The organism is Dokdonia pacifica, assembly GCF_900188275.1.
Lineage (GTDB): Bacteria > Bacteroidota > Bacteroidia > Flavobacteriales > Flavobacteriaceae > Dokdonia > Dokdonia pacifica.
Genome location: NZ_FZNY01000011.1, coordinates 32,363 through 58,447, shown reverse-complemented (window position 1 = coordinate 58,447; position 26,085 = coordinate 32,363). Strand labels below are relative to the sequence as shown.

Annotated in this window: 25 protein-coding genes; 14 read left to right on the top strand and 11 right to left on the bottom strand. The window is 33.5% G+C overall.

The window, feature by feature from the left end; translation table 11 throughout:
• Positions 1–11 precede the first annotated feature (11 nt).
• The 5 genes from CHB80_RS22630 to CHB80_RS22610 all read left to right on the top strand — a co-directional run bounded on the left by CHB80_RS22630 (position 12) and on the right by CHB80_RS22610 (position 4,063).
• Positions 12–512: an RNA polymerase sigma factor gene (locus CHB80_RS22630; protein ID WP_229746955.1), complete on the top strand. Its 501-nt coding sequence runs from the start codon at positions 12–14 to the stop codon at positions 510–512.
• Positions 509–1,309 carry a tetratricopeptide repeat protein gene (locus CHB80_RS22625; RefSeq protein ID WP_089373802.1) on the top strand — a complete coding sequence of 267 codons (801 nt, stop codon included), beginning with the start codon at positions 509–511 and terminating at the stop codon, positions 1,307–1,309. Before CHB80_RS22630 ends, CHB80_RS22625 begins: the two co-directional genes overlap by 4 nt.
• A gap of 414 nt (positions 1,310–1,723) precedes the next feature.
• Positions 1,724–1,951: a hypothetical protein gene (locus CHB80_RS22620; protein ID WP_089373801.1), complete on the top strand. Its 228-nt coding sequence runs from the start codon at positions 1,724–1,726 to the stop codon at positions 1,949–1,951.
• A gap of 195 nt (positions 1,952–2,146) precedes the next feature.
• Positions 2,147–3,769, top strand: coding sequence for a vitamin K epoxide reductase family protein (locus tag CHB80_RS22615; RefSeq protein WP_089373800.1), 1,623 nt, complete (start codon positions 2,147–2,149; stop codon positions 3,767–3,769).
• 78 nt (positions 3,770–3,847) lie between these two features.
• A complete protein-coding gene (locus CHB80_RS22610) occupies positions 3,848–4,063 on the top strand; it encodes a hypothetical protein (protein ID WP_143337227.1) in 216 nt (71 codons plus the stop codon).
• 235 nt (positions 4,064–4,298) lie between these two features.
• On the opposite strand, the gene CHB80_RS22605 is transcribed toward CHB80_RS22610, so the two are convergent.
• Positions 4,299–7,097, bottom strand: a complete 2,799-nt coding sequence (locus tag CHB80_RS22605) for a CHAT domain-containing protein (protein ID WP_089373798.1) — start codon at positions 7,095–7,097, stop codon at positions 4,299–4,301.
• Positions 7,098–7,117: 20 nt separating this feature from the next.
• Positions 7,118–7,498 (bottom strand): putative periplasmic lipoprotein, encoded by a 381-nt coding sequence (locus CHB80_RS22600; protein WP_089373797.1) that lies wholly within the window; start codon positions 7,496–7,498, stop codon positions 7,118–7,120.
• 87 nt (positions 7,499–7,585) lie between these two features.
• On the opposite strand from CHB80_RS22600, the gene CHB80_RS22595 reads away from it, so the two are divergent.
• The 4 genes from CHB80_RS22595 to CHB80_RS22580 all read left to right on the top strand — a co-directional run bounded on the left by CHB80_RS22595 (position 7,586) and on the right by CHB80_RS22580 (position 11,456).
• On the top strand, positions 7,586–8,152 hold the full coding sequence (locus CHB80_RS22595; RefSeq protein ID WP_089373796.1) for an RNA polymerase sigma factor: 567 nt from the start codon (positions 7,586–7,588) through the stop codon (positions 8,150–8,152).
• Positions 8,152–8,952, top strand: coding sequence for a hypothetical protein (locus CHB80_RS22590; RefSeq protein ID WP_089373795.1), 801 nt, complete (start codon positions 8,152–8,154; stop codon positions 8,950–8,952). Before CHB80_RS22595 ends, CHB80_RS22590 begins: the two co-directional genes overlap by 1 nt.
• A 30-nt stretch (positions 8,953–8,982) precedes the next feature.
• A complete protein-coding gene (locus CHB80_RS22585) occupies positions 8,983–9,792 on the top strand; it encodes a DNA/RNA non-specific endonuclease (protein WP_089373794.1) in 810 nt (269 codons plus the stop codon).
• A 245-nt stretch (positions 9,793–10,037) separates the two neighbouring features.
• Entirely contained in the window at positions 10,038–11,456 is a 1,419-nt protein-coding gene (locus CHB80_RS22580) for a M12 family metallo-peptidase (RefSeq protein ID WP_089373793.1), read from the top strand.
• 617 nt (positions 11,457–12,073) lie between these two features.
• On the opposite strand, the gene rodA is transcribed toward CHB80_RS22580, so the two are convergent.
• The 6 genes from rodA to purH all read right to left on the bottom strand — a co-directional run bounded on the left by rodA (position 12,074) and on the right by purH (position 19,263).
• On the bottom strand, positions 12,074–13,333 hold the full coding sequence (gene rodA, locus CHB80_RS22575) for a rod shape-determining protein RodA (RefSeq protein WP_089373792.1): 1,260 nt from the start codon (positions 13,331–13,333) through the stop codon (positions 12,074–12,076).
• Complete coding sequence (gene mrdA / locus CHB80_RS22570; RefSeq protein WP_089373791.1) at positions 13,330–15,252, bottom strand: penicillin-binding protein 2; 1,923 nt, start codon at positions 15,250–15,252, stop codon at positions 13,330–13,332. Before mrdA ends, rodA begins: the two co-directional genes overlap by 4 nt.
• Entirely contained in the window at positions 15,249–15,755 is a 507-nt protein-coding gene (locus tag CHB80_RS22565) for a rod shape-determining protein MreD (RefSeq protein ID WP_089373790.1), read from the bottom strand. The genes mrdA and CHB80_RS22565 overlap by 4 nt, the downstream gene beginning before the upstream one ends.
• The gene (gene mreC, locus CHB80_RS22560; protein WP_089373789.1) at positions 15,745–16,578 is read right to left on the bottom strand and encodes a rod shape-determining protein MreC; all 834 of its coding nucleotides are present in this window, start codon (positions 16,576–16,578) and stop codon (positions 15,745–15,747) included. The genes CHB80_RS22565 and mreC overlap by 11 nt, the downstream gene beginning before the upstream one ends.
• 14 nt (positions 16,579–16,592) lie before the next feature.
• Positions 16,593–17,621 (bottom strand): rod shape-determining protein, encoded by a 1,029-nt coding sequence (locus CHB80_RS22555; RefSeq protein ID WP_089373788.1) that lies wholly within the window; start codon positions 17,619–17,621, stop codon positions 16,593–16,595.
• A gap of 109 nt (positions 17,622–17,730) precedes the next feature.
• Positions 17,731–19,263, bottom strand: a complete 1,533-nt coding sequence (gene purH / locus CHB80_RS22550; protein WP_089373787.1) for a bifunctional phosphoribosylaminoimidazolecarboxamide formyltransferase/IMP cyclohydrolase — start codon at positions 19,261–19,263, stop codon at positions 17,731–17,733.
• Between the two features lie 145 nt (positions 19,264–19,408).
• Here purH and CHB80_RS22545 point away from each other — a divergent pair, with 145 nt between their 5' ends.
• Positions 19,409–20,668, top strand: coding sequence for an ABC transporter permease (locus tag CHB80_RS22545; protein ID WP_089373786.1), 1,260 nt, complete (start codon positions 19,409–19,411; stop codon positions 20,666–20,668).
• A gap of 72 nt (positions 20,669–20,740) precedes the next feature.
• Here CHB80_RS22545 and CHB80_RS22540 read toward each other — a convergent pair whose 3' ends face one another.
• Positions 20,741–21,196: a GAF domain-containing protein gene (locus CHB80_RS22540; RefSeq protein WP_089373785.1), complete on the bottom strand. Its 456-nt coding sequence runs from the start codon at positions 21,194–21,196 to the stop codon at positions 20,741–20,743.
• Between the two features lie 5 nt (positions 21,197–21,201).
• Here CHB80_RS22540 and xrtF point away from each other — a divergent pair, with 5 nt between their 5' ends.
• From xrtF to CHB80_RS22520, 4 genes are read left to right on the top strand one after another with little or no spacing between them, the layout of a single operon-like run.
• Positions 21,202–21,777 (top strand): exosortase family protein XrtF, encoded by a 576-nt coding sequence (xrtF, locus tag CHB80_RS22535; protein WP_179218252.1) that lies wholly within the window; start codon positions 21,202–21,204, stop codon positions 21,775–21,777.
• Positions 21,774–22,208: an exosortase F system-associated membrane protein gene (locus CHB80_RS22530; protein ID WP_089373784.1), complete on the top strand. Its 435-nt coding sequence runs from the start codon at positions 21,774–21,776 to the stop codon at positions 22,206–22,208. The genes xrtF and CHB80_RS22530 overlap by 4 nt, the downstream gene beginning before the upstream one ends.
• Positions 22,209–22,242: 34 nt before the next feature.
• The gene (locus CHB80_RS22525; protein ID WP_143337226.1) at positions 22,243–22,797 is read left to right on the top strand and encodes a DUF3347 domain-containing protein; all 555 of its coding nucleotides are present in this window, start codon (positions 22,243–22,245) and stop codon (positions 22,795–22,797) included.
• Positions 22,798–22,853: 56 nt separating this feature from the next.
• Positions 22,854–23,069, top strand: coding sequence for a hypothetical protein (locus CHB80_RS22520; RefSeq protein WP_089373782.1), 216 nt, complete (start codon positions 22,854–22,856; stop codon positions 23,067–23,069).
• Here CHB80_RS22520 and CHB80_RS22515 read toward each other — a convergent pair.
• Positions 23,062–24,207 carry a serine hydrolase domain-containing protein gene (locus CHB80_RS22515; RefSeq protein ID WP_089373781.1) on the bottom strand — a complete coding sequence of 382 codons (1,146 nt, stop codon included), beginning with the start codon at positions 24,205–24,207 and terminating at the stop codon, positions 23,062–23,064. The two genes, CHB80_RS22520 and CHB80_RS22515, sit on opposite strands and share 8 nt — an antisense overlap.
• An 84-nt stretch (positions 24,208–24,291) precedes the next feature.
• The gene (locus CHB80_RS22510; protein ID WP_089373780.1) at positions 24,292–26,037 is read right to left on the bottom strand and encodes a redoxin domain-containing protein; all 1,746 of its coding nucleotides are present in this window, start codon (positions 26,035–26,037) and stop codon (positions 24,292–24,294) included.
• Between the last annotated feature and the right edge of the window lie 48 nt (positions 26,038–26,085).

Genomic DNA, 26,085 nt, shown 5'->3' with positions numbered 1-26,085 from the left:
TAATAAGCGTTATGTATTCAAAAATCTTACCTAAAGTACAGAAGTTTGTGATACAAAATAAAGGTCAACAAGTAGATGCAGAAGATATTTTTCAAAAAGCATTGCTTCAAATAGCAGTGCGTTATCGTAGAGAACCTTTTCAAATTAAGAGTAGTTTTGAGGCATATGTATTTACAGCTTGTAAAAATTTATGGCGTAGAGAATTAAATAAAAATAAAATTAGGGTAACAGATGATGCCATTTTGGAACTCCATCATGAAGAACGTGATATGGCACTAGCTACTTTTGAGCAAGAACGCTGGGAATTGTTTACAGAAAAACTAGAAGCTATATCAGAAAATTGTAAAAAAATACTCAAACTGTTTTTTGGAAAGGTTTCCTATGAACGTATCGTTAAGGTAATGGGCTATAGCTCAGAAACTGTTGCAAGACAACGAGTGTTTAAATGCAAAACAAAGTTAACACAAGCCATTACTAGCGATCACCGTTATAATTCCCTTAAAGAATTATGAATCCAGAAGAAGAAAATACATACATAGAAGACTATCTATTGGGTCATTTATCCAAGACAGAAGAAGCATCTTTTGAAAAACGAATGTCTGAAGATATACGCTTTCGCGAAAGCGTACTCATTCAAAAACAACTCTTTGATGCATTACCAGAAAATAATTGGAGTTCTGCAGAAAATGTAGCTGAAAAAAGAATTCAAGAATATGAAGCGCTGTATAGAGATAAAGAAACACTACAACTCAAAGAAACACTTAAAAATGTAAATCGTACTTATCAAAAGAAGAATTCAAAAAGCACGAGGGTATGGTTGTTTTATGCAAGTGCTGCTTTGATAGCTATTATTATTTCGATAGGGGTTTTAATGTCTGGACCTCAAAATGTTCAAGAACTATATGTAGATTATTATGATACTTCCGATATTCCATCATTAGTCACTCGTGGCGTAAAAGAAGATACATTACTCATAAATGCCGAACGCTATTTTGAAGAAGGGAAGTATCAGGAAGCTCTCACTATTCTTGATGCTAAAATTGAGACTACTACAAAAAACAAAGCGAGTATACTGTTATACAAAGGAATTTCAGAAATGGAATTAAATCAATTCCAAAAAGCACATACTACCTTTGACCAACTTAGCAATACAGACCTGATGGATGCGCCTATGGGGGCATGGTATAAGGCTTTATTATACTTGAAAATGGATGATCCTGAAAAAGCAAAAACAATACTTCAAGAAATTAGCACATCCTCTTCTAATTATAAGTATACCGAAGCAAAAGAACTTTTAGAGAAACTGTAATCCTTTTGGTAATTAACTTCCTCTATGAATTATTAAATTAATTGATTTTTAGGGGTTTGTGTTTGGTTACGTATTTTTTTCTTACCTTTCTAATAAAATATTGCATCTGTTTTACCATCATATTTTAACCCTTTTTAGAATCAAATCCAGGAGATAAGCAACTATAATTTGATAGAAATTTATGGTATTGAAAACCCAATACCTATAAAGATTGTTTGTTTCTAAAAATAGATAGTGATATCAAAAGTCGAAATACTATTTGTATACGTATATATTTTAATAGGAAGCCAAAACTTTTTTAAAAATAAAAGAACTCAATGCCGATTGAGTTTTCAAAATATTCTTGCAAGGATAGACACAAACTGTGAGTGTCTCAAAAAGTTCATAGTAAGATTAATTATAAATTTTACGATTATGTTAAAAAACATTTTAAATCTAAACGGGGCTCAAAAATTGAGCAAAAATGATCAGAAAGTTGTAAATGGAGGAATGCGTCCAACAATAGGAGGTTGTGCAAGTACTAACTATTGTCCTACGGTATGTGGTTCTGCTCCATCAGGACATCGTTGTGATATACACTGTGATTGTCCAAATACGAATGATGGTATGTGTAATGGTAATGGCGGATATCTTATCCTATAATAAAAAAGAAAGTCGTAGTTTTTATAAATACTATATAAATTACGACTTTCTATACTTAAAAAAACAGCAGCTTAAAAGTAACTTTTATAGTCTTTAAGCTGCTGTTTTTTTTAGAAGGAAAATATTTTTTTTAATTTTTAGGGTAAGATTTTTTGTTGTTCAGAACATATAGGTGTTTATCAAAAACATCAACGTATGGACGAGTTAGTTTTTCGCTTTTTAGTACAATCAAAAATTACTTCGCTTGCTAAGGAAGATATTCATCTTCAATTGCTTTCTCATGCAGATTACCCAAGTATAAATGCGATTACTGACACGTTAGATTATTTTGGAATCGAAAATATAGCAGCCAATGTCCCTAAAGATGCATTGCAACAACTTCCAAAATTGTTTTTAGCACTTATTGAAACAGGAAAAAACACAGAACTTGTTTTAGTAACACAACTTCAAAAAGGAATACGTGTCAGGACACTACAAAATAAAAAGAAGATACGATCTATAGAGAAATTCTCTTCTCAATGGACAGGTACAATCATAGCGATAGAACAAGAAGAAAAAAAAGGTTCTTTTATAACAAGACAATCAAGTTTTAAAACCATTATAACTACGAGTATACTGCTATCTATTATAGTGATGGCGCTACTATTTACAACATCAATATCGCATGCAGTATATACATTTCTAACCGTAATAGGTAGTGTTGTAAGTTATCTGATATATAAAGAAAGTACTGGTGTAAAAGATACTGTTACATCAAAAGTATGTGCGATAGTATCGTTAAAAGTAGATAGCTGTTCAGCAGTAATTACCTCAAAAGAAGGAAGAATTAGTAAAAACGTTGGTTTAGGCGATGCTTCATTACTCTATTTTACAAGTTTATTTTTTGTAATAACCTTAGTTGGGGTTCATACAAGTACGCTATTTACAATAGCCATAGGGTCATTGTTTGTAGTTGCATACTCTTTATATCTTCAGGGAATACAACTTAAGCAATGGTGCGGTTTATGTTTGTTAATATCTGTAGTTTTAATATCCCAATTCGTGACGCTTTTCATTGCGTTTTCAAATTGGGATTTTTCTTTGCTATATGTCATAAAAGGCCTTGTTGTAAGTATGACACTCACTCTCTTATGGTTCTATAGCAAACCATTATTGCAAAAGAATAAAGAATTACTTAAAACAAAGAAAGAATACCTTTCTTTTAAAAGGAACGATGCATTTTTTCTAAACGCACTCCAGCAAGATAGTATTGAAAATTTAAAGCATTTACCTCAAGAAGCTCAAGTATATTTTGGAAACAGAGATGCCCCTATACAAATAACTGCATATACCAACCCTCTATGTGGATACTGTGTTGCTGCATTTGAATTGTATGATAGATTATTAATGCAATTCCCAACAGACGTAGGAATACAATTCATATTCAATACTTCAAAAGATTTAGAAAACCCATCTACTCAAATTGCAAAACGAGTTTTAGAACTATACCACAAAAGTGTTTCAGATGCTTTTAGTGCTTTAAAAGATTGGTTTGCGCACAGAGATGTGGATCGTTGGATAGAAAAATATGGAATACCAAACTCAATGCTTTTAATGGATGACCGTATACTTGAAATGCATCGTGATGTAGCACATCAAAATGATATTCGATATACCCCAGAAACACTTATAGGGAATCAAAAATTCCCTAATAAATATTATACATATGAAGATCTGTTTCTATTTGTTGAGACGTTAAAAGAAAACGCCCCTATAGAAATAAAACATCAAATGAATTCTAATAAAAATAAAAAGAGCCCAGTGGTTACCAGGCTCTAAAACATTCTTGCAAGGACAGACACAAACTGTGAGTGTCTCAAAATGTTCGCAGTAAAATTAATTATAAATTTTACAATTATGTTAAAAAACATTTTAAATCTAAACGGAGCTCAATCATTAAATAAAAAAGAGCAAAAAGAAATTAATGGAGGAATGATCACTGTAGGTGGTGGTTGTGGACCAAATCATTACGCATCTCTTGTGTTGTGCGAAGGAGAATGCGGAACATTAGGATATTGTACTCAGGATTATGATAATCCTAACTGTTTCAAGTGTAACTACGATTTTAAATAAGATATTACTTCAGAAAAAGAGAGCTTCTATATAGAGGTTCTCTTTCTTTTCTATTTCCTAATAAATAAAACACTGCCTTATATACCGAGTCAGTAAAAGAGCTTGTTAATTATCATCATAAATTAATGAGATTTATATGTAAACTTTAGGGTTACTTCTCATGGGTGGCCCTAATTTTACGCTTTTACTAATTCGGAAGTTTTACTAATTCGGAAGATTGATTGCCAATTAATGGCTATTTTTTTGAAGATATACGCTTTCGCGAAAGCGTATAAATGAAAATAACCCCCATTACGAGGAGACTACAACTAATAAGAATCCAGTAGTCCAGGGTAGTGTTTTCAATAAGTAATGTATTGTCTTTCCCCAAAAGTATGGGAGATGCCCAATAATATGGAGATGTCTCAGACCCTGAGTGTTGTTGTAAATATGATTTTTTTGAATGATGTAATGCCTCTGAAGTTGTTAGGCCGTTATTTAAATTCTTATAAAACTGATCTGTAATATAGGCGGTAGATTTGTCATCAATACTCCATAAAGTAGAAATCACACTTTGTGCTCCAGAATAAAAGAAACCTCTGGCAAGACTCATCACACCTTCCCCCGCTTTGTGATCTCCCAATGTCGTATTACAACCACTTAAAAATACAAGAGCCGCATTGTTTTCTGTAAGATATAATTCTTCAAGAGTTATTTTTTCATCTTGAAAAGCAATCCAAGGAGACGTTGTATCCGAAATATCAGCATGTGTGGCTAGATGAATAATGGTATGTTGGTTTAAAGCATCCAGAAAAGCTTGTTTAGTTCCTTTTTCTTGCAATAATTTATCTCCAGGATAATACGCATCTATACTATTAATTTCCTGTAAACTATAATCTAATGAGGTAAGCTGTGTATCTTGAAATTGTACAGGGGCAATACCTAAATACGTATGTTTTTGTGGAGTGACTTCTCTGTGAATATTTCTAATAAATGAATTAGAGTATACATAACGTATTTCTGTATTCTGAATGAGATATGAGGTTTTGTCGGCAGATGTAGAAAGCGCTTCAAAGGGTAAAAATGAGAGATAGCTATCTGGAGAAATAATTAGTTTTTTATTTTTGATTTGACTTCTTACTTCTTCTGTTGGGAAGAGTTTTTTGTAAATAGAATTAGAAAGTTGTGTATAGCGGGTTATATCTTCTTGTGTTTTAAAAGGGCGCTTTAAAAATGTTAATGCTAATTGGATATCTGTCTGCAATGCATTGGTGTTTTCTATTTCAAAAAATTTATTTTTTTGGCTCGTAGAGATACTAATATAGCCTTTGTTATTATTGGAATAAATTCCATATCCATCGTCATTTGAGAGATGATAATTGACTATTACTTCATCAGGCTTAAGTGATTTTTGAAGCTCAGATAATGCTATAATAGAGGGCTCAAATGAGAGTTGTTTTTCAGGGAGCATATTTTCTCGTAATTGTTCTAGGGCTCTTTTCTTCTCTACTAATACTCCATAAAGGTTACTTCCTTGATTTGTGCCTGAAGTTTGTGCTTGTGTTTTAAGAAGCTTTTCTTGTTCTAGAATTTCTCGTTGTAAAACTTCTTCTTGCGCTATAATTTCAGGCGAAATAGTCAAAGACCGTTTATACGCTTGACTAGCTAGATCTTCCATTAAGAGTAATGCTTTATTCTTTTCTATGAAGTAATGTGCTTTTTCTAAATCTTGATGTAGATAACATGCTCTAATGGCTTTTCCATAGATGCTAGTACTTACATTTCTCCAAAACAAACGAGAGGTAAATTCGCTACTATCTACTTTTAAAAGGTCGATAAGTTGATCTCCCATCGTAAAATAAGCAATGCATTTTTCTAGTAATACAGGGTCTTTTGTTTCTTCGTAATAGCGTAAATAGGTTTGTGCAAGAATGGAAAGTTGTGTTAAGATATTTTGTTTGTAGGGAGATGCTAGGAATATTTTTTGGTAATCATCTGTGTGATTTTTAAAATCTTTTAGAGTAAGTATGTGTAATGCATCAAATGCATATGTGAGACCTTCGGGATATTTTCCAAAATAACTGTTAGCAAACCCTATGTTACTAGTTATTTTATGACGCGTTAAAGAATCTTTTTTAGGAGTTATTTTTAATGCTATTTGATCATATGCGAGTGCTGTATTAAGATTTGTTGTCTGGTGTAAATTTCCAAGATCAAGATATGTCTTCCTAATTTTGGAAGAATCGTTAAGATCAATAGCTATTTGTAAAGCTTCTTTATAATACGTTTCTGAAAGATTAATATTTAATGTCTTATACGTATTGTAGAGATAACCTAAGCGATACTTAATGCGATATTGTATGGTTTTAGGTGTTTCTACTAGTTTAGAGATCTCATCAGCTTTTTTTGCATAAGTAATCCCTCTTTCTAGACCTTCATCTGTGTTTGTCTGTATTAAATTGATTGCAGCTCTACAATATACATCTGCTAAGAAGGGAGATGGAGATTTACTTTCCAATCTTTCTATAAGTGTTTTATAATAAAGATCAGATTTATAAAAGTCTTTAGCTCTATAATATGTATATGCTATTCCGAGGTATGCTTTGTCTGCTTGTGGAGTGCTTTTATGAAAATTAATGCTTTTATGATAGCTTTCAATAGCTTTTTTGAATTGGTAGTTACTACGGTAATAATTACCTAATGTATAAACGCTTTTTTGAGCAATTAAAGAATCTGTTTCTTTGGAAGAACTAATATTATTGAAGGCTTTTTGCTCATATATGATAGCATTTTGTATATCATTTTTAATAGAAAACCAATGTGCGGCTTTTTGGTAGTAGGTATAGAGAGAATCAGTATTGTTTTTTTCGAGAGTATTAAAAAGAGATATCAATTGTAGCTCTTTTTGTTTACTATCACTTGAAGAATTTAGAATTGAAGTGATGTTATTACTCTCTTGAGCTGTTATTGATATATTAAAAAGAAAAACCACCCAGATTACTATTTTAAAATAACCTAGGTGGTTTTTTTTATGTGAGTTTATAGGGAAAATCATATAGTGATTTTCATAAAAGATTATCCTCTTCCTCCTTTAGGAACAATAGTTACTCCAGTTGGTGGATCATCTTCTCCATTTTGACCTCCAGGATGTCCTAAATAACGACACCATACTTGATGATAAGGATATCCGTCAGGTTGTGTAGGTGCTGCAAACCAATAATATCCATCGGCAAAATACCCATCTCGAATTAACTGAATAGATAATGGGTCATGAATTTCAGGGTCGAAAAACACATCAAAACATTCAAATTGATTAGCGTATGGGTTTCCTTCTTCTCTTGTATTACTATCTTCTTTAATGATAGCATTACTAGTTTCTACAATTTCATTTGTTTCTTCTGTAGTGCATCCTACAAGGAGAATAAAGGTGAGTAAAGCTAAAAATGTTGTTTTCATAATTAAATTTTAAGATTTATATGTTATTTTGCCCTTATGTTCCAAAAGAACTATAATCTTACCCCCCTAAACCTCCTTTTTTAATTTATGGTCACAAAAAATGGTATAAATTATTTAGAAGGATTGCGAACTGGTGATGAAAAAATCATTAAAGCAATCTATACATCTATGTTTCCAAAAGTAAGGCATTTTGTGTTAAAAAATGAAGGAGGGCAACAAGATGCAGAAGAGGTTTTTCAAAATGCACTCTATCAATTAAGTATTCGTTTGAAAGTGAGTGATATAGAAATTAAGTCGTCTTTTGAAGCCTATTTATTTACCGTTTGTAAAAATATATGGCGTAAAGAATTAAATTCTAAAAAAAGATGGGTAAGAAATGAAGAGGTTATTGCACTTAAGAGTGAAGAAAGTAATCATAGTGAAGCTATTATTGCACAAGAACGTTGGGATCTTTTTGAAGAGAAACTACAGCAATTATCTCCTAATTGTAAGGAGTTATTAAAAGACTACTTCAAAAAAGTGCCTTATGATCGCATTGTAAAGAAGTTCCAATACGCTTCTGAAAATGTAGCCTTTCAGCGTATTTTTAAATGTAAAAAGCGCTTGGCAGATTTGATTAAGAAAGATGGTAACTACGCAAAACTCAAATCGTAATGGAAGAACACGTATACAAAAGAATAGAAGCATATATAAGCGGCAATATGTCTGCGGAAGATGCACAGCAATTTGAGTCGGAAATGGCAACACAGCCAGACTTAAAAGAAGAAGTGGCCTTATACACATCTATAAACCATCATCTCACAGAAACCGAATTTGAGGATACAAACTATAATACAGCTTATAAAAAAGAAATAGACACCTATATAGAAAGTGAAGAAGGGAAAGCGCTCAAAAAGAAACTTTTAAAAGTAAAGGAAGCCTATAAGGCGACTTCGCAAGAAGAGGCGCCTACATCTAAAACACGACCGCTCTATTATATCTTATCTATAGCAGCTGCAGTAATTTTAGTATTTGGACTTTTATTTACTGGAAATTCTAACACCGATTTATATACCGATTATTACCAGTCTTCAGAATTGCCATCATTTACAAGTAGATCAGATGAGACATCACTACTATCAAAAGCAAGTCTTGCTTTTAAGAATAATGACCTAGATACATCTTTGTCAGACTTTAAGGAATACCTATCCGTAAGTAAAGAAATAGATCCGTTAGTATATATATATACAGGATTGATTCATGCTGAAAAAGGAAACCTTGAAGAAGCAATCGCACAGTTTGACCTTTTAGAAACATCACAAAGCCTCGATAATTCTCGTGCATTATGGTATAAAGCATTAACCTATATAAAGTTTAATGAATCTACTAGAGCCAAAGAAATACTAACAACTCTTTTAGAGAATCCATCAAATTATAAGTATACCGAAGCAAAAGAACTTCTTGATAAATTGTGATTCTTTATCGTGTAAACGATATTTGCGCTAATGAAACGAAAATACACCTATCCGCTTCTTGTTGTTCTATTTATGTTAGCCTATTTGGCTTTTGAAAAATATGCCAACCAAAAATTAGATGCGCCTATTATAGAAGCTGGAGCACAAGAAAAAGAAGCTACGAATACTTATTTTTTGCCTACTTCTACAACGGGGCAAGTCATTCATCATAATTACTATTCATTAAGTTATAGCGAACCTCATGAGCAAGCAGAATGGGTAGGGTATGAGCTTAAGAAATCTCAGGTAGTCAATAGTGATTTTAAACGTCCTTATTTTGAAATAGATCCTGCTGTAAAAACACAATCTGCACACTGGCGTAACTATAAAAATTCAGGCTATGACCGAGGTCATTTATGCCCAGCTGGCGATCGTGAGTTTAGTAAAGAAGCATATGATGAAACCTTTTTTACTAGCAATATCACCCCACAACGCCATGATTTTAATGCAGGCGTTTGGAATCGATTGGAACAAAAAGTTAGGTATTGGGCCAAAAAATATGATGGTGTTTTTGTCGTAACGGGAGGTGTTTTAAAAGATAAGAGTACCTCTATAGGTACAGAAAAAGTAACCGTGCCTTCCTCTTTTTTCAAAATTATATACGATCGTTCCGGTGGTAATACACGTATGATTGCTTTTTTGATGGACCATAAGCAATCTGATGCCCCTTTATATGATTTTGTGACTTCTGTAGATGAAATAGAACAACTCACAGGAATTGATTTCTTCCCAAAATTAGATGATGCCATAGAACAAAAACTAGAAACTTCTTCAGATTACAAACAGTGGAGCTTTAGGTAATGTTGCTGTATACGCTTTCGCGAAAGCGTATAATGGTTCATACAAATGATACAGAACAACCACTTCGATTTAAAAAGAATTAGGAATGATAATTCTATGTCTTATCATGTAATAAGCTAGATTCTTTTACTAATTTTCATTCACATTATTACAAGTTAATTTAATCAATAAAAAAATAATTATTTTTTATTGATTAGGTAAGTGTCTGTATTATAATTATTTATATTGCGATTAAAAAAATCGCCATGAAAAAATCACTTTTTTACACCCTAATTGTATCCATTTTTATTGTAGCATGTCAAATTGACGAGCAAGAATTAGAACCATTAAACAACATTGATGAAGCATCTTCCATTCTCATAATACCAGAAACAGAAATAGATGTGTTAATAGTTGTCTCGCAACGATTATCTCAAAATCCAATTGATGGTATTTCTATTTCAAATGAAATTACAAGAGGTTTTAATGAATGGAATATAGCAGCAGATAATAGTGAACTAAATGTTCGTTTAAAAAATATTATTGGGCAAAATCCTCCAATAATTTCTTGGGATTATCATGAAAGTGCAGGTTTAGATGCTAAAGAATTAATCAACAATGCGAGATCTCTAAGAGAGTTCTATAAGGCAGATATCGTGGTGGCTTTAACAGATGGCAACCCCGCAAATGTGATGAATAATGGAGCGTACACTAGTGGCGCTAGAGGGGCTGCTGCAGCAGTTGGACCTGATATAGATAGTGCTTACGCTGTTGTAAATATCAAACATGTATCCGATGGAACTTTTGTGCATGAAGTAGGCCATTTATTAGGGGCAGATCATCAAGCAGGTAATAATACTACTGGGGTAGATAAAGCAAGAGCACGTGCTTTTACAACACCACAAGGACTATTGAGGCAAACAATAATGCATACTACTAATACTCCTGCAAATAGGATACTATATTTTTCAAATCCAGAAGTAGCGTACGAAGGAATACCTACAGGTAATGAAAATAATGCAAATAATGCTTGTGTGATTAATGGAAATGCTGAATTGGTCGCTTCTTTTGGTGAAGCAGTTGAAGAAGAATCTACTTGTGAAATAGGTAATCGTATAGATAACTTACAGTTAAATACCGTGAGGTTGACATACTATTTAAATAATTTCCCTTCAAATGCTAACTGGGAAGTTGTATCTGGTAATATGACTATACAAAGTGGTGGGAATAGTTCTAGTGTCATAGTATCATTAGATCATTGTTTTGCAGGAGGATTGATAAAGGCAAGCGGAGTATCAGGAAATAATTGTGAAAGTATATTTTCTATTGACCCCAAGTGTGCTGTTACTATTACTGATGTAGGCTATTTAAATTTTTCAGGAAGCAATAGTTTAACCTTTATAGCTCCTATTGTTAAAAGTGCTCAAACCAATATTACATCAAGCAGGTTTTTAGTAGAATATGAAGATCAGAGTTCACTTTTTTATTTCCCAACAATAAATTCTGAAGGAAACTTACAAGCGACGATACCTGTATCCTGTAGTAATAAAATAAAAAAGATTACTGCAACAGTTAATGGACTCGACACCTGTACGGGTGAAACATGTTCTGGATTATTTGTTAAAGATTACTTTTTCGGAGTTTGCGGAAGTGGAGGAGGAGGAATTGGAATTGGATTTAACTAGAATAGTTTTTGGGTAACTTGTTTTTTTTAAAGAATTTAGAGGTGATGGACCTATGTTTTATGCTCTGAGTGCAAAGCGATCTATTTTCTTCTAAAGATGATTGAGTGATTTTGAGCATTGAAAATGCAGCGTTTTTGAGAGGCACAACATCGTATTGAAATCACCATTCATTCACTCGATTACCATCCAGTTTTAGTGAAGATATAGTAATAGGTGTTTGCACGGAAAGTTCTATATAATTTGTGTTGAAAAAGCTACAAATTATATAGAACAACCACCCCAATTTTAAAAAGTTAGGAATAATGAATCTATATTCTTATAAAGGCGACTGAGTGATTTTGATCATTGAAAATGCAGCGTTTTTGAGAGGCGCAACATCGTATTGAAATCACCATTCATTCACTCGATTACCATCCAGTTTTAGTGAAGATATAGTAATAGATATTTTGCACGGAAAGTTCTATATAATTTGTATTGAAAAAACTACAAATTATATAGAACAACCACCCCGATTTTAAAAAAGTTAGGAATAATGAATCTATATTCTTATAAAGGCGACTGAGTGATTTTGATCATTGAAAATGCAGCGTTTTGAGAGGCGCAACATTGTATCGAAGTCACCATTCATTCACTCGATTACCATCCAGTTTAATAAAGATAAATAGTAAAATAGTGAATCCCCAAAAGCCAGAGCCTCCATAACTGAAAAAAGGAAGTGGAATTCCTATGGTAGGTAACAAGCCGGTAACCATCCCGACATTTACAGCAAAATGTATAAATATAATTCCTGCGACACTGTAACCATAAATACGGCTAAACTCATTTTTTTGCTTTTCTGAAAGCTGTATGATCCTTAGAATCAGAAGTACAAAAAGAATGATCACTAATGCACTTCCCATGAAACCCCATTCTTCGCCAACCGCACTAAAGATATAATCGGTGTCCTGCGCAGGAACAAATTTTCCAGTAGTTTGGGTTCCCTGTAAAAAACCTTGTCCAGTCCACCCGCCATTACCAATTGCAATCTCACTTTGACGTGTGTTGTAACCTATGCTTTGTGTGTCTGCTTCTATCCCCAAAACAATATTAAAACGATCCCTGTGACGCTGTTGAAATACATTTTCGAAGATGTAATTCACGGAAAAGGAAAATAATGTACATGCAAGAATAATTCCTAAATACAAGGATTTGGAAGGGCGTTTTTTTCTGTTTTTTAGAAAAAATAATATCGCAATTACGGCAACACCTAAGGCAATATATATAGGTCCAAATAAAAGTGTAAGAACAAATAGAACCACTGCAGAGGCACCAAGAATAAGATATACTGCTGCAATACCCTCTCTGTACAATGGAAAGAAAAAAGCAGCATATACTAAAGCGCTACCAGGATCAGGTTGTGGTATAATAATAAGAGCTGGAATTACAATAATTAAGAATGCCCGTAATTGATCACGAATTGTTTTTATATTAGTTTGGATGTCACTAAGATATTTTGCGAGTGCTAATGCAGTGGCTACTTTTGCAAATTCACTGGGTTGTAAGGTGAAAGATCCAAAAGCAAACCAACTCGTAGCGCCGTTTATATTCTTTCCTAAAGGAAATAAAAGGATAAGAGAAATGATAGCAACTACATAAATTAAACTTGAAAACCGTTCAAAAAACTTACTATCTAAAAATAAGATGAATACAATAATGAGGATACCTAGACCAATCCAGATTAATTGTTTAAAGTGAAGATTCTCTAAGCTAAAGAAATTTTCAACTTCAGGATTGAAAGATGCAGAGTATATGCTTAACCACCCAATACTAATAAGCGCTATATATATTAAAATAAGCGCCCAATCAAAACTTCCTATACTACGTGATCCGGCACTCATAATTCCTGATTTTCTTCTGCCAAGAATTTAGCACTTATTTTCTTTCCATCATTTATTGGAAAAGGTCTTCCAAGTAAAGGCTTTGCATATTCTTCTTCAAGACTATGTGTAAGTACCCAGTTTTCTAAATCTTTACGAGTGACTTCGCCTTTGATATATTTTTCGATCATAACAGAAGCGATACGACCTCCAAAACGAGCACCCCAATAACCATTTTCTACAAATACAGCGATGGCAATTTTAGGATTGTCTTTGGGGGCAAAAGCAACAAAAACAGAGTGATCTGTTAATTGTACCGTTTTTCCGCCAATTTTCATTTTATTTTCTGCGGTACCTGTTTTTCCACATATTTCAATACCCGGGACTTTAAGAAAATTTGCTGTTCCTCCACTATAATTATAGACGTTATTAAGCCCTTCTATGACAGGTTCAAAATGTTGCGGGTCAATTGTAGTAAATTGTTTTTCAGTGTATATAGAGGGAATAGTGTCTACTCCTTTTATATTCTTAATAATATGTGGTTTGTAAAACCAGCCTCTATTTGCTATTGCAGCTGTAAAATTTACCATTTGCATAGGTGTCATCAGAACTTCTCCTTGACCTATAGCGTTAGATATTGTAGCTGTAGTTCCCCAGCGGTATGTAGGATAGTTATATGTTTTATTATAACGACTTGCACTAGGAATTAAGCCTCTTCTCCCAGAAGGTAGGTCATAGCCCATAAAATTACCAAGACCAAAACTTGCTAAGTGCGCTCGCCATTTTTCAATTCCTTCTTGAGGCGTACTATATTTATCTATGGTATTGCGGTATGCTGTAGCAAAATAACTATTACAAGAATAGGCAATACCACTTACAAGCTGTACCGGACTTTTATGATGGTGACAACCTAACGGTTTTTTTCCTCCATAACGATAGCCTCCATTACAATACACTTTATTTTCTGTAGAAATTACACCTTCTTGCAAGGCAATAAGAGAAGTTAATGCTTTAAATGGTGAACCAGGAGCATATTCTCCACTAAGAACACGATCAAATAATGGTTTAGTGATGGTGTCTGCATCTAATTGCGTATAGTTTTTTGAACGTTCTCTTCCAACGAGTAGTGCAGGATCATAATTGGGCGCTGCAACTAGAGCAAGAATTTCTCCTGTAGCAGGTTCTAGTGCAACAATACCCCCTCGTTTATTTACCATAAGCTCTTCTCCATATTTTTGGAGCTCTGCATCTATAGTTAATTGTATGTTGCGTCCAGGAACAGGTAATGTGTCTAGCTTTCCGGCTTTATACGGAGCGATTATTCTATTAAAACGATCTTTTTGAAATCTTTTTACGCCTTTGACACCACGTAAAACTTGTTCATATTGTTGCTCAACTCCTTGTCGACCTATCAAATCCCCAGATTTATAATAAGGATCCTTTTTGATCATACTTTGGTTTACTTCTTGAATATATCCTAAAAAATTAGCGCCAAAATCTATTTGGTAATCTCGAAGCGAGCGTTTTTGAATATAAAAACCTTCATATTTATGCATTTGTTCTCCTAAATAGGCATAGTCTTCTGTAGACATAGTAGGAACAATAACAGAAGGTAACCAAGAGGCTCTTCTTTGTGCTCTATTTAATTCTTTAAGTAATTTTTCTTTTTCAATACCTAACAATTTACATAATCCTAATGTGTCAAAAGGTTTTATGTCCTTAGGTATTGCCATAAGATCATAGGAAGGCTGGTTAGAAACTAATAATTTGTTGTTGCGATCATAGATATGCCCTCGTTGTGGATAATCATATTCTACTTTTATAGCATTGTTTTCTGATTTTATAACTGCAGAAGTATCGTATATCTGTAAATAGAAAAGCCTTCCCATAAATAATAGGCCGGTGCTAAGTACAATAAAAAGAAGTAATAATTTTCTCATTCTCGACGACTGCTAAAAAGAATATTAAACATCAGACATAATATACTGGTGAATATACCTGTAAACAACGTTTTTTTAAGGATGTAAATTATATTAGAGATGTTAAAAACTTCCAAAGAAAATAGTACAAGATGATGAACAAAAACAAGACTCGAAATATATACTAAACGTTCATAAAAAGAGACGTTGGGAAGTTTAATGGCATTGTATTCATAACTAACACCAAAAGTTAAGCGTAAAGCAATAGGTCTAAAATATGCAACGACTAAGCAAGCTGCAGCATGAATGCCACCACTATTACCAAACATATCAATAGTAAGTCCTGTTAAAAATGCTAGAATTAAATATAATGAGCGATTAGCATTAAAGGGGAATACCAAAATAAATAACATATAAGGATATGGGTTGATATATCCCATAAAATCAATATTATTAAATATCAATACTTGTGCTAATACCAAGCTTAAAAAACGAACACTATTTATAAGGACACTATTCTTCATTAGTGTTATTTTCTTCTAGTGTTCTTATTTCTTCTTTATCTATATTTTTAATGATGTATACATGACCTAGATTGGTCATGTCATTAAATAAACGTACAGATAGGGTATAGAAGTTTTTACTATTATCTAACTCAAAATTCTCAATAGTACCAATAGGAATTCCTTTAGGAAAAATAGCAGATTGCCCACTGGTTTCTATAGTATCTCCAATCTTTACATGGGCTTGTTCCTGCATATCAATTACAGTCATGATATTAGGGTCTTGACCATTCCACTCCAAAGTACCATAATGATCTGAAGCGCGTAATTTTGCACTAGTCTTAAAATTGGTGTTTAATATGGATAGGACGGTACTATATTTTGTAGATGTCTTTTCAATAAAACCAACAATTCCTTGGCTGGTAATCACTCCCATTTCAGGAAAAATGCTATCCCTTTTTCCAGCTTTTAGCGTAATAATATTATCAGTTTTTGAGTACGGATTTTCTAAAACTCTAGCTGGAATATACTTAAACTGACTTTCTGTTGTATTATAAATAGATAGCGAATCAGATGAATTTGTGATTGAGTACAATTTGGATTCGTTTTCGCGTAAGCGTGCATTTTCTTCTAGTAATTGCTGATTGTACGTCTTAAGATTAAAATAATCTTGCATATTACTTAATGATTCGTAGACTCCTCCTGAAAGAAAATTTGCTGAATTGACAAACTTACTTTTATGATAAGAATGTGACTGAATTGTAAATACAAGAGAGATAAAAAATAAAAAAGCAAACAGTAGGAAGTTTTTATTCCTAATCAAAAAATTGATAATCTGCTGCATGGGTCAACGACGGGTTATTTGATGAGTACGCTTTTGTATTTTGCAATGTTTTTAAGACAAATCCCAGTTCCTCTTACAACGGCTCTTAAAGGGTCTTCTGCAATGTATACTGGAAGATCTGTTTTTTGAGAAAGACGTTTATCTAATCCTCTAAGCATAGAACCTCCTCCTGCTAGATAAATTCCTGTATTGTAAATATCGGCAGCGAGTTCTGGTGGTGTTTGTGATAAGGTCTCCATGACAGCATCTTCAATACGAAGAATAGATTTATCAAGTGCTTTTGCAATTTCTCTAAAAGAGATCTGTACCTGTTTTGGCTTACCAGTTAATAAATCACGTCCTTGAACACTCATTTCGTCTGGCGGAACTTCAAGATCTTCTGTGGCAGCTCCTATTTGTATTTTGATTTTTTCAGCACTACGCTCCCCAACATACAAGTTATGTTGTGTGCGCATGTAGTAGATAATATCATTTGTAAATACATCTCCTGCAATTTTAACCGATTTATCACATACAATTCCTCCTAAGGCAATTACTGCAATTTCAGTAGTACCACCTCCTATATCTACAATCATGTTTCCTTTAGGTTGCATGATATCTACCCCAATACCAATAGCCGCAGCCATAGGCTCATGGATCAGATGTACTTCTTTTCCATTTACACGCTCTGCACTTTCCTTTACAGCTCGCATCTCTACTTCTGTAATTCCAGAAGGAATACAGATAACCATACGTAAAGCTGGCGGAAATAATTTTTTCTTTAATGCAGGGATTTCTTTAATAAACATGCTGATCATCTGCTCACTAGCATCAAAATCTGCAATTACACCATCCTTAAGAGGTCTAATTGTTTTGATGTTTTCGTGGGTTTTTCCTTGCATTTGTGCCGCTTCTTTTCCTACAGCAATAATCTTTTTTGTAGTACGATCACGGGCAACAATAGAAGGGCTATCCACCACAACTTTATCATTGTGAATAATCAGTGTATTTGCAGTACCAAGGTCAATGGCAATGTCTTCAGTCAGGAAATCAAAAAATCCCATAGGGCGAGATAGGGTATTAAATTTTAAATCGGTTTGTCGTATTCTCTAAATGTACAAATAATATTGTGTTTTTTTACGCTTTCGCGAAAGCGTATAATATCCTAAACAATTAATGTTTAAAATGACGTATTCCTGTCATCACCATAGATATATTATGATCGTTGCAATAATCTATCGTAAGTTGGTCTTTTATAGAACCTCCTGGTTGAATAACCGAAGTGATTCCAGCCTTGTCAGCAATTTCTACACAGTCTGGAAATGGAAAGAATGCATCACTTGCCATTACCGCTCCTTTTAAATCAAAATTAAAGGAAGTTGCTTTTTCAATAGCTTGACGTAAAGCATCTACTCTTGATGTTTGACCAGTACCACTTGCGCAAAGTTGTTTGTTTTTACAAAGAACAATAGTATTTGACTTGGTGTGTTTACATATTTTTGAAGCAAACAATAAATCTTCTAACTCACTATCTGTAGGTTTAGTATGTGTTGCTTGTGTTAAATTTTCTTCAGTATCTGTTTGACCATCTCTATCTTGAACCAGTGTTCCGTTAAGACAGGTACGTACCATTGTTTCTGGAAGTGTTACTTCTTTTTGAATGAGGATGATTCTATTTTTCTTTCCTTTTAAAATTTCAAGAGCATCATCATCAAAAGAAGGCGCAATGACTACTTCGCAAAACAGTTTGTGTATTTCTTCTGCGGTTGCTTTGTCAATAGTATTATTTGCAATAAGAACTCCTCCAAAAGCACTTGTAGGATCACCTGCTAGTGCATCTACATATGCCGTATGCATAGTGTCACGTTGTGCAAAGCCACAAGCATTGTTATGTTTTAGGATGGCAAATGTTGGTGCTTCTCCAGTAAATTCATTCATTAGATTTACAGCAGCATCTACATCTAATAAATTATTATAAGAAAGTGCTTTTCCGTGTAGTTTATCAAACATGGCATCAAAATCACCAAAGAAGAATCCACGTTGGTGAGGATTTTCTCCGTAACGAAGTACTTGCCCTTTATGTTCGCTTACTTTTAAAGCAGGAATTTCATGATCTGCATTAAAATAATTAAAGATAGCAGTGTCATAATGAGAAGATACGCCAAAAGACTTAGCCGCAAAACGCTTGCGATCTGCTAAAGTTGTTGTTCCTTCGCCATCAGTAATCATTTGTAATACCTCTGCATAATCATCTACAGAAGAGACACAGAGTGTATCTTTAAAGTTTTTTGCTGCAGCACGAATTAGAGAGATACCTCCAATATCAATTTTTTCAATAATATCTTGCTCAGATGCCCCAGAGGCAACCGTTTTTTCAAATGGGTATAAATCTACAATCACAATATCTAATTGAGGAATTTCATATTCCTTCATTTCAGCAACATCACCTTCATGATCCTGTCTGTTAAGAATACCTCCAAATACTTTTGGATGTAATGTCTTTACACGCCCACCTAAAATTGACGGGTATGATGTTATATCTTCAACAGGTACCACAGGGATTCCAAGATCGTTGATGAATTTTTGGGTTCCGCCTGTAGAATAAAGCGTAACTCCTAAGTCATGAAGCTTTTGAACTAGGGGTGCAAGACCATCTTTACTAAAAACAGAAACTAAAGCGGAACTTGCTTTTTTAACATCGCTCATTATAGAAATTTTATGTGATTTTGGATAAGTGGCAAAAATAGCGATTTAACAGTTTATACAAAGGAGTTTGGTTATATAAATTTGGCACTTTTGTAACATATTTTAAAGAAAGACGTCTTATCTTTAAATTTTCCAAAATATATCGATGTTTATTTACTTACGTGTACTTAAAGAAAGCTTTCGTTTTGCAGTAAATGCATTACGTAATAATAAGCTCCGAACATTTCTTTCACTTATGGGAGTAACTGTCGGTATTTTCTCAATTATTGGCGTACTTGCCGCTGTAGATTCTTTAGAAAGACAGATTAAGGATAGTCTTTCATCTCTAGATCAAAGTACGATTATACTATGCCATGTATCTTTTGGTCCTACAGATGTTCCTCGTTGGAAAAGAGAGCAATTTCCATTAGTTACCTATGAAGAGTATCAACATCTTAAGCGTACTTTGCCAGGCGCAAAAGCAATCTCATATGTGCTTAATGTACCGTCGCAGACTATAAAATATGAAGATGAAACGCTAGAGAGAGTTCAGGTAGGCGCTACAACGCATGAGTATTATGATATAGAATCCTTGCAATTTCAAGAAGGTCGATTTTTTAATGAGGCAGAATCTATTAGTGGTTCTAATGTAATTGTTATTGGAGATGAGATTAAGAATCAACTCTTTGGAGAAGATGGAAATGCTATAGGAAAGAAAATAAAAATATTTAGTCGTAAGCTTACGGTTATTGGAGTACTTAAAAAAGAAGGAAATGCATTAGGTGACTCTAAAGATGAAGCCGTAGTTCTTCCTGTTAATTTAACTAGAAAGATTTATGGAGATAATAATAGATCTACATTTCCTCAAGTGATTGTACTTCCTGAACCAGACGTAGATAATGAAGAGTTTCTGGCTACATTAGATCAGAAATTACGTTTAAAAAGAGGAATCAAAACAAGTGAAGTAAGTAACTTTTTTGCAAATCAATTCAAAGGACTTACTGATTTTATAGATGGAATCATTGGTGCTTTAAAACTCATAGGATGGGGAATTGGTGGTTTTGCACTCTTAGTTGGTGGTTTTGGAATTGCCAATATCATGTTTGTAAGTGTGAAAGAACGTACCAACCTTATCGGAATTCAAAAAGCATTAGGAGCTAAACGCCGATTTATATTATTTCAATTTTTATTCGAATCTATAGTGCTTTCTATTTTTGGAGGAATTATAGGAATGTTCCTAGTATGGTCTATTTCACTTGGGCTAAATGCATCAGGAATCACAGGAGACTTTAAGTTTGTACTTTCTCCATTCAATATATTTTTAGGGTTATCAGTAACCTTCTTTATTGGAATATTGGCAGGTATTATTCCTGCGATAGGTGCTTCGCGATTAGATCCTGTAGAAGCGATACGTACAGGAATGTAATTAATTATAAAAAACTAAAAGACCCCAAAATGTTCTAACATTTTGGGGTCTTTTAGTTTAGATAATTGCCAATTATAAAATGGTAACTACTTGTTCATTTACCCACTCTAAAAAGCGTTCGTCTTCTTCAGTAAAAGCATCTGGTGTATTAGAGTCAATATCTATTTGCCCAATATTTTTGCCATTTTTAAAAAGTGGTACTACGATCTCACTTTTTACAGTAATACTGCAGGCAATGTAATTATCTTGAGCAGATACATCAGGAACCACAAAATTTTCATTAGAAACTGCTACTTGGCCACAGATTCCTTTCCCAAAAGGAATTACTGTATGATCTGTAGGTGCACCTACATAAGTTTCTAGATGTAAGGTTTGTGTGTCATGATTTGCAAAGTAAAACCCTACCCAATCATAGTAAGGGATTGTCGTTCTTAATGCTTCACATATTTCAGTAAGCCTATCTTTTGTGGATAATGTTGTTTTTGCTACAATAGCACTAACTTCTTTTTTTAAATCTTCAAAAGCCATTTTTAATGTATTTTTGGGAGATAAATCTCAATAACTTGTTCAAATTAATTATCAAATATAAGTCGGTACTTCGTTTTATCCTTACGTTTATAGGAAGTTATTTTGTACTTGTGCTACTTTATAATTTATACCTTACTTATGGAGCAAGTAAGATATATTATCCAGACATTATTACGCATACTGTAGCAAAGCAAAGTGAATCAATCATAAATTCATTGGGATATGACATGAAAGTTGTTCCTAGTAAGGTAGAACCTGCTATGAATCTTACTATTAATAATAAAGTTCTAGCGCGTGTCATAGAGGGCTGTAATGCAGTAAGTGTGATGCTTCTTTTTACCTCGTTTATGCTTGCTTTTTTTGATGGTTGGAAACGCACGTTGTTATTTATTCTTGGAGGGATTGCGCTTATTTACGCTATGAATGTTACGCGTATTGCATTGCTAACAGTCGGGATATATGAATACCCAGAATATACAGAATTACTTCACGGGACTATTTTTCCAGCAGTCATATACGGGACTGTATTTTTATTATGGTTAGGGTGGATTCGATCGTATAAAAAACAACCTAAATCATGAAAATTGCTATACGTGTACTAGTTGTTTTTTTATGTCTCGTCGGATTTGCTTTTATACGCTTTCGCGAAAGCGAACTCTTCTATGACCCCTTGATTCCATTTTTTAAGAGTAATTATCAGAAAATGACTTTACCAGATATGGAGTCATGGCGTTTGTTTTTTCACATCTTTTTGAGATATGCTTTAAATATGTTTTTATCACTTGTGATATTATGGGTCGCTTTTAGAGAAAGAGGGATTATCAAATTTGCCTCTCTTTTTTATGGAGTTGTCTTTGTAGTGTTGATAGTTATATTTAGCATATTACTAAAAACACAAGGGCTTGGTGAATACTTACCCATTTTTTATGTACGAAGATTTTTAATACAACCTATACTACTGTTTATGTTATTACCTGCATTTTATTACTATAGGAAAGTAAATAATTCTTAATCCCATCGTATCTTTGTAGGTAAATTATACCGATATGAAAAAGTACATATATCTACTCGCAATGATCACTCTTTTTTCTTGTAAAAACAATGATCCAGAAGTGAAAACAGCTCCTTCTCAAGAAGTTTCTTCTCAAGCAGTTCCTGTCACTAGTGATTTAAATGAAACAAGTACTAAAGTGGATGTTACTTTTGAAAACGAAAAGTTTACAAAGATTTATAATGCATACTTAGATGTAAAAGCATCTCTGGTAAATACAGATAAAGAGGCTAGTGCAACTACCACACGTGCCTTTTTTATGCTTTTAAAAGGAAATGAGGCCTATACAGCCATACATACAGCAACAATTCCATTTACAGAAGCTACTACTGTAAAAGAAAGACGTGCTATTTTTGAAAAAGTTTCTAAGGCTATGGAAATTCAAATAGCAAAAGAGAAAATAACATCTGGGGCTATTTATAAACAATATTGTCCTATGGCTTTTAATGGTAAAGGGGCTTATTGGTTGTCAAACTCTAATGAGGTTCGCAATCCGTATTTTGGAGATCAAATGCTTAAATGTGGTGTCGTAGAAGAAGAAATTAAATAATATTTTTTGAATAAGGGGTAAGCATCCACTAGCTCTTTGCTTTTTTGTTTAAGGTTATGAAAAAAAGAAAATTAAGTACACTCCAAATAGTTACCATCGCTTTTATTGTACTTTTTCTTATTTGGGAACGTAATATTCAGTTGTATTTGAGTGAGCATGATCTGCAAAATAGCTTACAAACGCGTAAAGATTTATTTGTGAGTCTACCTATACTATTAGTACTGATTGTGGCTTCTGTTCGTCAATGGAAAAAGAATACTACATCTAATTGAGCGTAGCAATTTCTCTAAATAGTGTTGCCCAATTTACACTTCCAAATTTATCTCCCAAGCGTATAATGACAATCTCTTTTTCGGGGTTGATGTACATAAATTGCCCTAAAATCCCTCTAGCCTGATAATCTACATAGGGTGCTTTTGCTTCTTCAAGTTGTAATTTTGTAGTATCCTCTGTAGACTTTTTGTAATCTTCTTTTGTGATATTTCGCCACCAGTGATGTGAATATCTGTAATTACTCCTTTTGTCTGTAAATGAAGTTGTTTTTTCTACCCAATCTTTTGGAATAATTTGTGCTCCATTCCAGTTTCCTTCTTTAAGATATAATCTTGCGAATTTTGCATAATCTCTAGTTCTTGCGTTTAGGCAACAAAAAGCTTTGGTTGTTTGATGCTTTTTGCTATCAATACTCCATGATGCATCATATTCCATGCCTAATGGTTGCCATATTTTTTCTTGAAAATATTCATGTAGCGGCCTCTGGGTAGCACTTTCTAGCGCAAGACTCAATAGTTGTGTGTTTCCACTTTTATACTTCCAACGCACTCCTGGCGTTTCGTTTACTTTCAGCTTATTGACATATTTTTTTAAGTTAGTTCCATAATAGAATTTTGCAACTTCCCCAAATGGATTGAAATACCCTTCACTAAATTTAATTCCTGATTGCATATTAATGACATCGGCTAAAGTAACGGGGTCAAAAGAATGATCAAGTTCAGGAAGGTATTTTCTAATAGGATCCTCTAGTGAGGTGATATGTCCTTCTTGAATAGCAATACCAATCAAAGCAGAGACAAATGATTTTGATACAGAAAATGATGGGTGGTCTGTGGCTTTAGTATACTCATCAAAGTATTTTTCATATAAAATTTGATCATCTTTAATAACTAAGAAAGCAGTAGTGCCACTTTTTTCAAGAACGTTTTCAAAATCATTTATTTCTGGAGTTGTAAAGTTTTGAGTGTCTTGTATTTCTTTAAATAAAAAAGGAGTTTCTCCTTTTTGAATAGGAACACTTTCAAACTTTTCTAAATCACCGGTGTCTGCAAAATTCCAATAGAAAAACCTACCTACATGACAAGAGTTTAAGAGAAGTAAAAAACTGAATAGTATAAGGTAATGTTGCAACTTCATAATATAGTATTTCGCTAGAGTTAAAAGAATTAGTGCAAGTGTTTTTAAAATACTTACACTATTTATACGCTAAAGAAATATTATTTATTCTTCTGCGATTGTATAATTCACAAGTCCCATAAACATTTCATCACTGCTTTGATATCCAAAAACCACTTCTTTAGAAGGATCAGGGTTTAAAGGGTTTTGAAAAGAATTATTAAAAACACCTTTGGCTGTAATGACAGTTCCTTTAGGTAATAAAATGGGCTCAGTATAATTGTATACAAGTTGCCAGTTGAAATCAAAATCAGGAACAGAAATTAAATCTATAATTTCACCATTTGGTTTTTTGGCAGTAATTTTCATTTGCTTACCGCGAAAATGCATATGTGGGAAAATACTATGAACATATACATCTTCAGTTATTTTATCTTGAGCTATTGCAGGCGTATTTTTTTCATAAGGCTCGATTTTAAAATCGTCAGAAAAGACACCTAATGAATAGTATTGTTTTTCAGGTTTTTCATCATGAAAATACAGATGAATTTTAGAGATATCCTCTTCCTGTTTCCCCGTTGTTGTATAATGAGTTTGTAATATTAATTCGATATCCTTATCAATATAAATTCCAGATTCATTTGGGAAGATGGTAGACTTTGAAGTTCCACTAGCAACAACAGCAATAAGATTGTCAATCCATTGTCTTTCTGGGCGATCAACGACCAATTGTGGTTTTGATGAACTAGCTAATGTAGAGTGATGTACTACTTTAGGATTTCCAGGTACAATCGTAACGCCAGCAAGCCATTTGCCTTCTGGAAGGTTTAATTTAATTCTCTGATGGCGATAATCTATAATACCCGTAGCTGGAATGATCTCTTTTTTGAGTACAATAGTTGTATCAGGTACAAGCGTTGTTTCTGGAATTAGGGCCTCTTTAGGAGTTAGTGATTTTAATGGATCATCTCCATCTCCATAGGTCATCCCATCTTTTATCCATCGGACTAGTTTTCTTCTATCTTTCTCTGCAAGCTCAAATGTATTACTGAAAGAACCAATAACTGGATCTGCTTTCCATGGAGGCATACGTTTGCTTAGCATTACCTGCTCTATCATTGCAGACCAACCTACTATTTTGTCATAATCAGTCATAGACCATGGAGCAACTCCTCCATCTATATGACAGCGTACACAATGATTGGTTAAAATAGGAGCAATGTCTTTTGTAAATGTAAGTGTGTCTTTTTCTAATGTATGTTGTCTTGTTACTCGACAACCTCTGGTCATCTCTTGTTTATTAAGAGGTGTTTGGTTAGCGATTATAGCATCTAGCGCATCTCTCAAATACGTTTCTGTAGGTTTTGATTTTTGAGTTTCATAATCTAACCTATTATTTAAAGGACCTCTATATATAACTTCTCTAGATGTTGGGTCCAGGATAATAGCTTCAGCAGTGATGGTAATATCTAAGGCGTCTGCAACAAGTTGTACATCATCACTAAGAACAGGAACTTCAAATTTAAAATCAGTACTTTCTTTAGCAATCGTACCTCTTGTATCCTGCATATTGCTATTGATCATGAAAAATGTAAAGCCTTCCGATTGATAATCGTCTACAATTTCATGAAAATCGGATAAGGCATTTCGCACGATGGGGCACCCATTTCCTTGAACAAAAAGCACAATAGCTTTACTGTCATTATACGTAGATAATCTATGAAAGTTGCCAGAGGCGTCGTAAAGAGCATAATCATTTATTCTAGCATCAGGAATTGCTACAGGTATTTCTTTTTTACAAGAAATAATGCATAATGCGCATAAGAATAGGTATGTAAATATCTTTTTCATTTAGATAGCAAAAATAAATAAATAGAAATGATTATCTCTGTTAAAATG

Bases quoted from the DNA above. Each gene is read 5' to 3' on its own strand.
- CHB80_RS22630 (WP_229746955.1), top strand. From the start codon at position 12: ATGTATTCAAAAATCTTACCTAAAGTACAGAAGTTTGTGATACAAAAT.
- CHB80_RS22625 (WP_089373802.1), top strand. From the start codon at position 509: ATGAATCCAGAAGAAGAAAATACATACATAGAAGACTATCTATTGGGT.
- CHB80_RS22620 (WP_089373801.1), top strand. From the start codon at position 1,724: ATGTTAAAAAACATTTTAAATCTAAACGGGGCTCAAAAATTGAGCAAA.
- CHB80_RS22615 (WP_089373800.1), top strand. From the start codon at position 2,147: ATGGACGAGTTAGTTTTTCGCTTTTTAGTACAATCAAAAATTACTTCG.
- CHB80_RS22610 (WP_143337227.1), top strand. From the start codon at position 3,848: ATGTTAAAAAACATTTTAAATCTAAACGGAGCTCAATCATTAAATAAA.
- CHB80_RS22605 (WP_089373798.1), bottom strand. From the start codon at position 7,097: ATGATTTTCCCTATAAACTCACATAAAAAAAACCACCTAGGTTATTTT.
- CHB80_RS22600 (WP_089373797.1), bottom strand. From the start codon at position 7,498: ATGAAAACAACATTTTTAGCTTTACTCACCTTTATTCTCCTTGTAGGA.
- CHB80_RS22595 (WP_089373796.1), top strand. From the start codon at position 7,586: ATGGTCACAAAAAATGGTATAAATTATTTAGAAGGATTGCGAACTGGT.
- CHB80_RS22590 (WP_089373795.1), top strand. From the start codon at position 8,152: ATGGAAGAACACGTATACAAAAGAATAGAAGCATATATAAGCGGCAAT.
- CHB80_RS22585 (WP_089373794.1), top strand. From the start codon at position 8,983: ATGAAACGAAAATACACCTATCCGCTTCTTGTTGTTCTATTTATGTTA.
- CHB80_RS22580 (WP_089373793.1), top strand. From the start codon at position 10,038: ATGAAAAAATCACTTTTTTACACCCTAATTGTATCCATTTTTATTGTA.
- rodA (WP_089373792.1), bottom strand. From the start codon at position 13,333: ATGAGTGCCGGATCACGTAGTATAGGAAGTTTTGATTGGGCGCTTATT.
- mrdA (WP_089373791.1), bottom strand. From the start codon at position 15,252: ATGAGAAAATTATTACTTCTTTTTATTGTACTTAGCACCGGCCTATTA.
- CHB80_RS22565 (WP_089373790.1), bottom strand. From the start codon at position 15,755: ATGAAGAATAGTGTCCTTATAAATAGTGTTCGTTTTTTAAGCTTGGTA.
- mreC (WP_089373789.1), bottom strand. From the start codon at position 16,578: ATGCAGCAGATTATCAATTTTTTGATTAGGAATAAAAACTTCCTACTG.
- CHB80_RS22555 (WP_089373788.1), bottom strand. From the start codon at position 17,621: ATGGGATTTTTTGATTTCCTGACTGAAGACATTGCCATTGACCTTGGT.
- purH (WP_089373787.1), bottom strand. From the start codon at position 19,263: ATGAGCGATGTTAAAAAAGCAAGTTCCGCTTTAGTTTCTGTTTTTAGT.
- CHB80_RS22545 (WP_089373786.1), top strand. From the start codon at position 19,409: ATGTTTATTTACTTACGTGTACTTAAAGAAAGCTTTCGTTTTGCAGTA.
- CHB80_RS22540 (WP_089373785.1), bottom strand. From the start codon at position 21,196: ATGGCTTTTGAAGATTTAAAAAAAGAAGTTAGTGCTATTGTAGCAAAA.
- xrtF (WP_179218252.1), top strand. From the start codon at position 21,202: ATGTATTTTTGGGAGATAAATCTCAATAACTTGTTCAAATTAATTATC.
- CHB80_RS22530 (WP_089373784.1), top strand. From the start codon at position 21,774: ATGAAAATTGCTATACGTGTACTAGTTGTTTTTTTATGTCTCGTCGGA.
- CHB80_RS22525 (WP_143337226.1), top strand. From the start codon at position 22,243: ATGAAAAAGTACATATATCTACTCGCAATGATCACTCTTTTTTCTTGT.
- CHB80_RS22520 (WP_089373782.1), top strand. From the start codon at position 22,854: ATGAAAAAAAGAAAATTAAGTACACTCCAAATAGTTACCATCGCTTTT.
- CHB80_RS22515 (WP_089373781.1), bottom strand. From the start codon at position 24,207: ATGAAGTTGCAACATTACCTTATACTATTCAGTTTTTTACTTCTCTTA.
- CHB80_RS22510 (WP_089373780.1), bottom strand. From the start codon at position 26,037: ATGAAAAAGATATTTACATACCTATTCTTATGCGCATTATGCATTATT.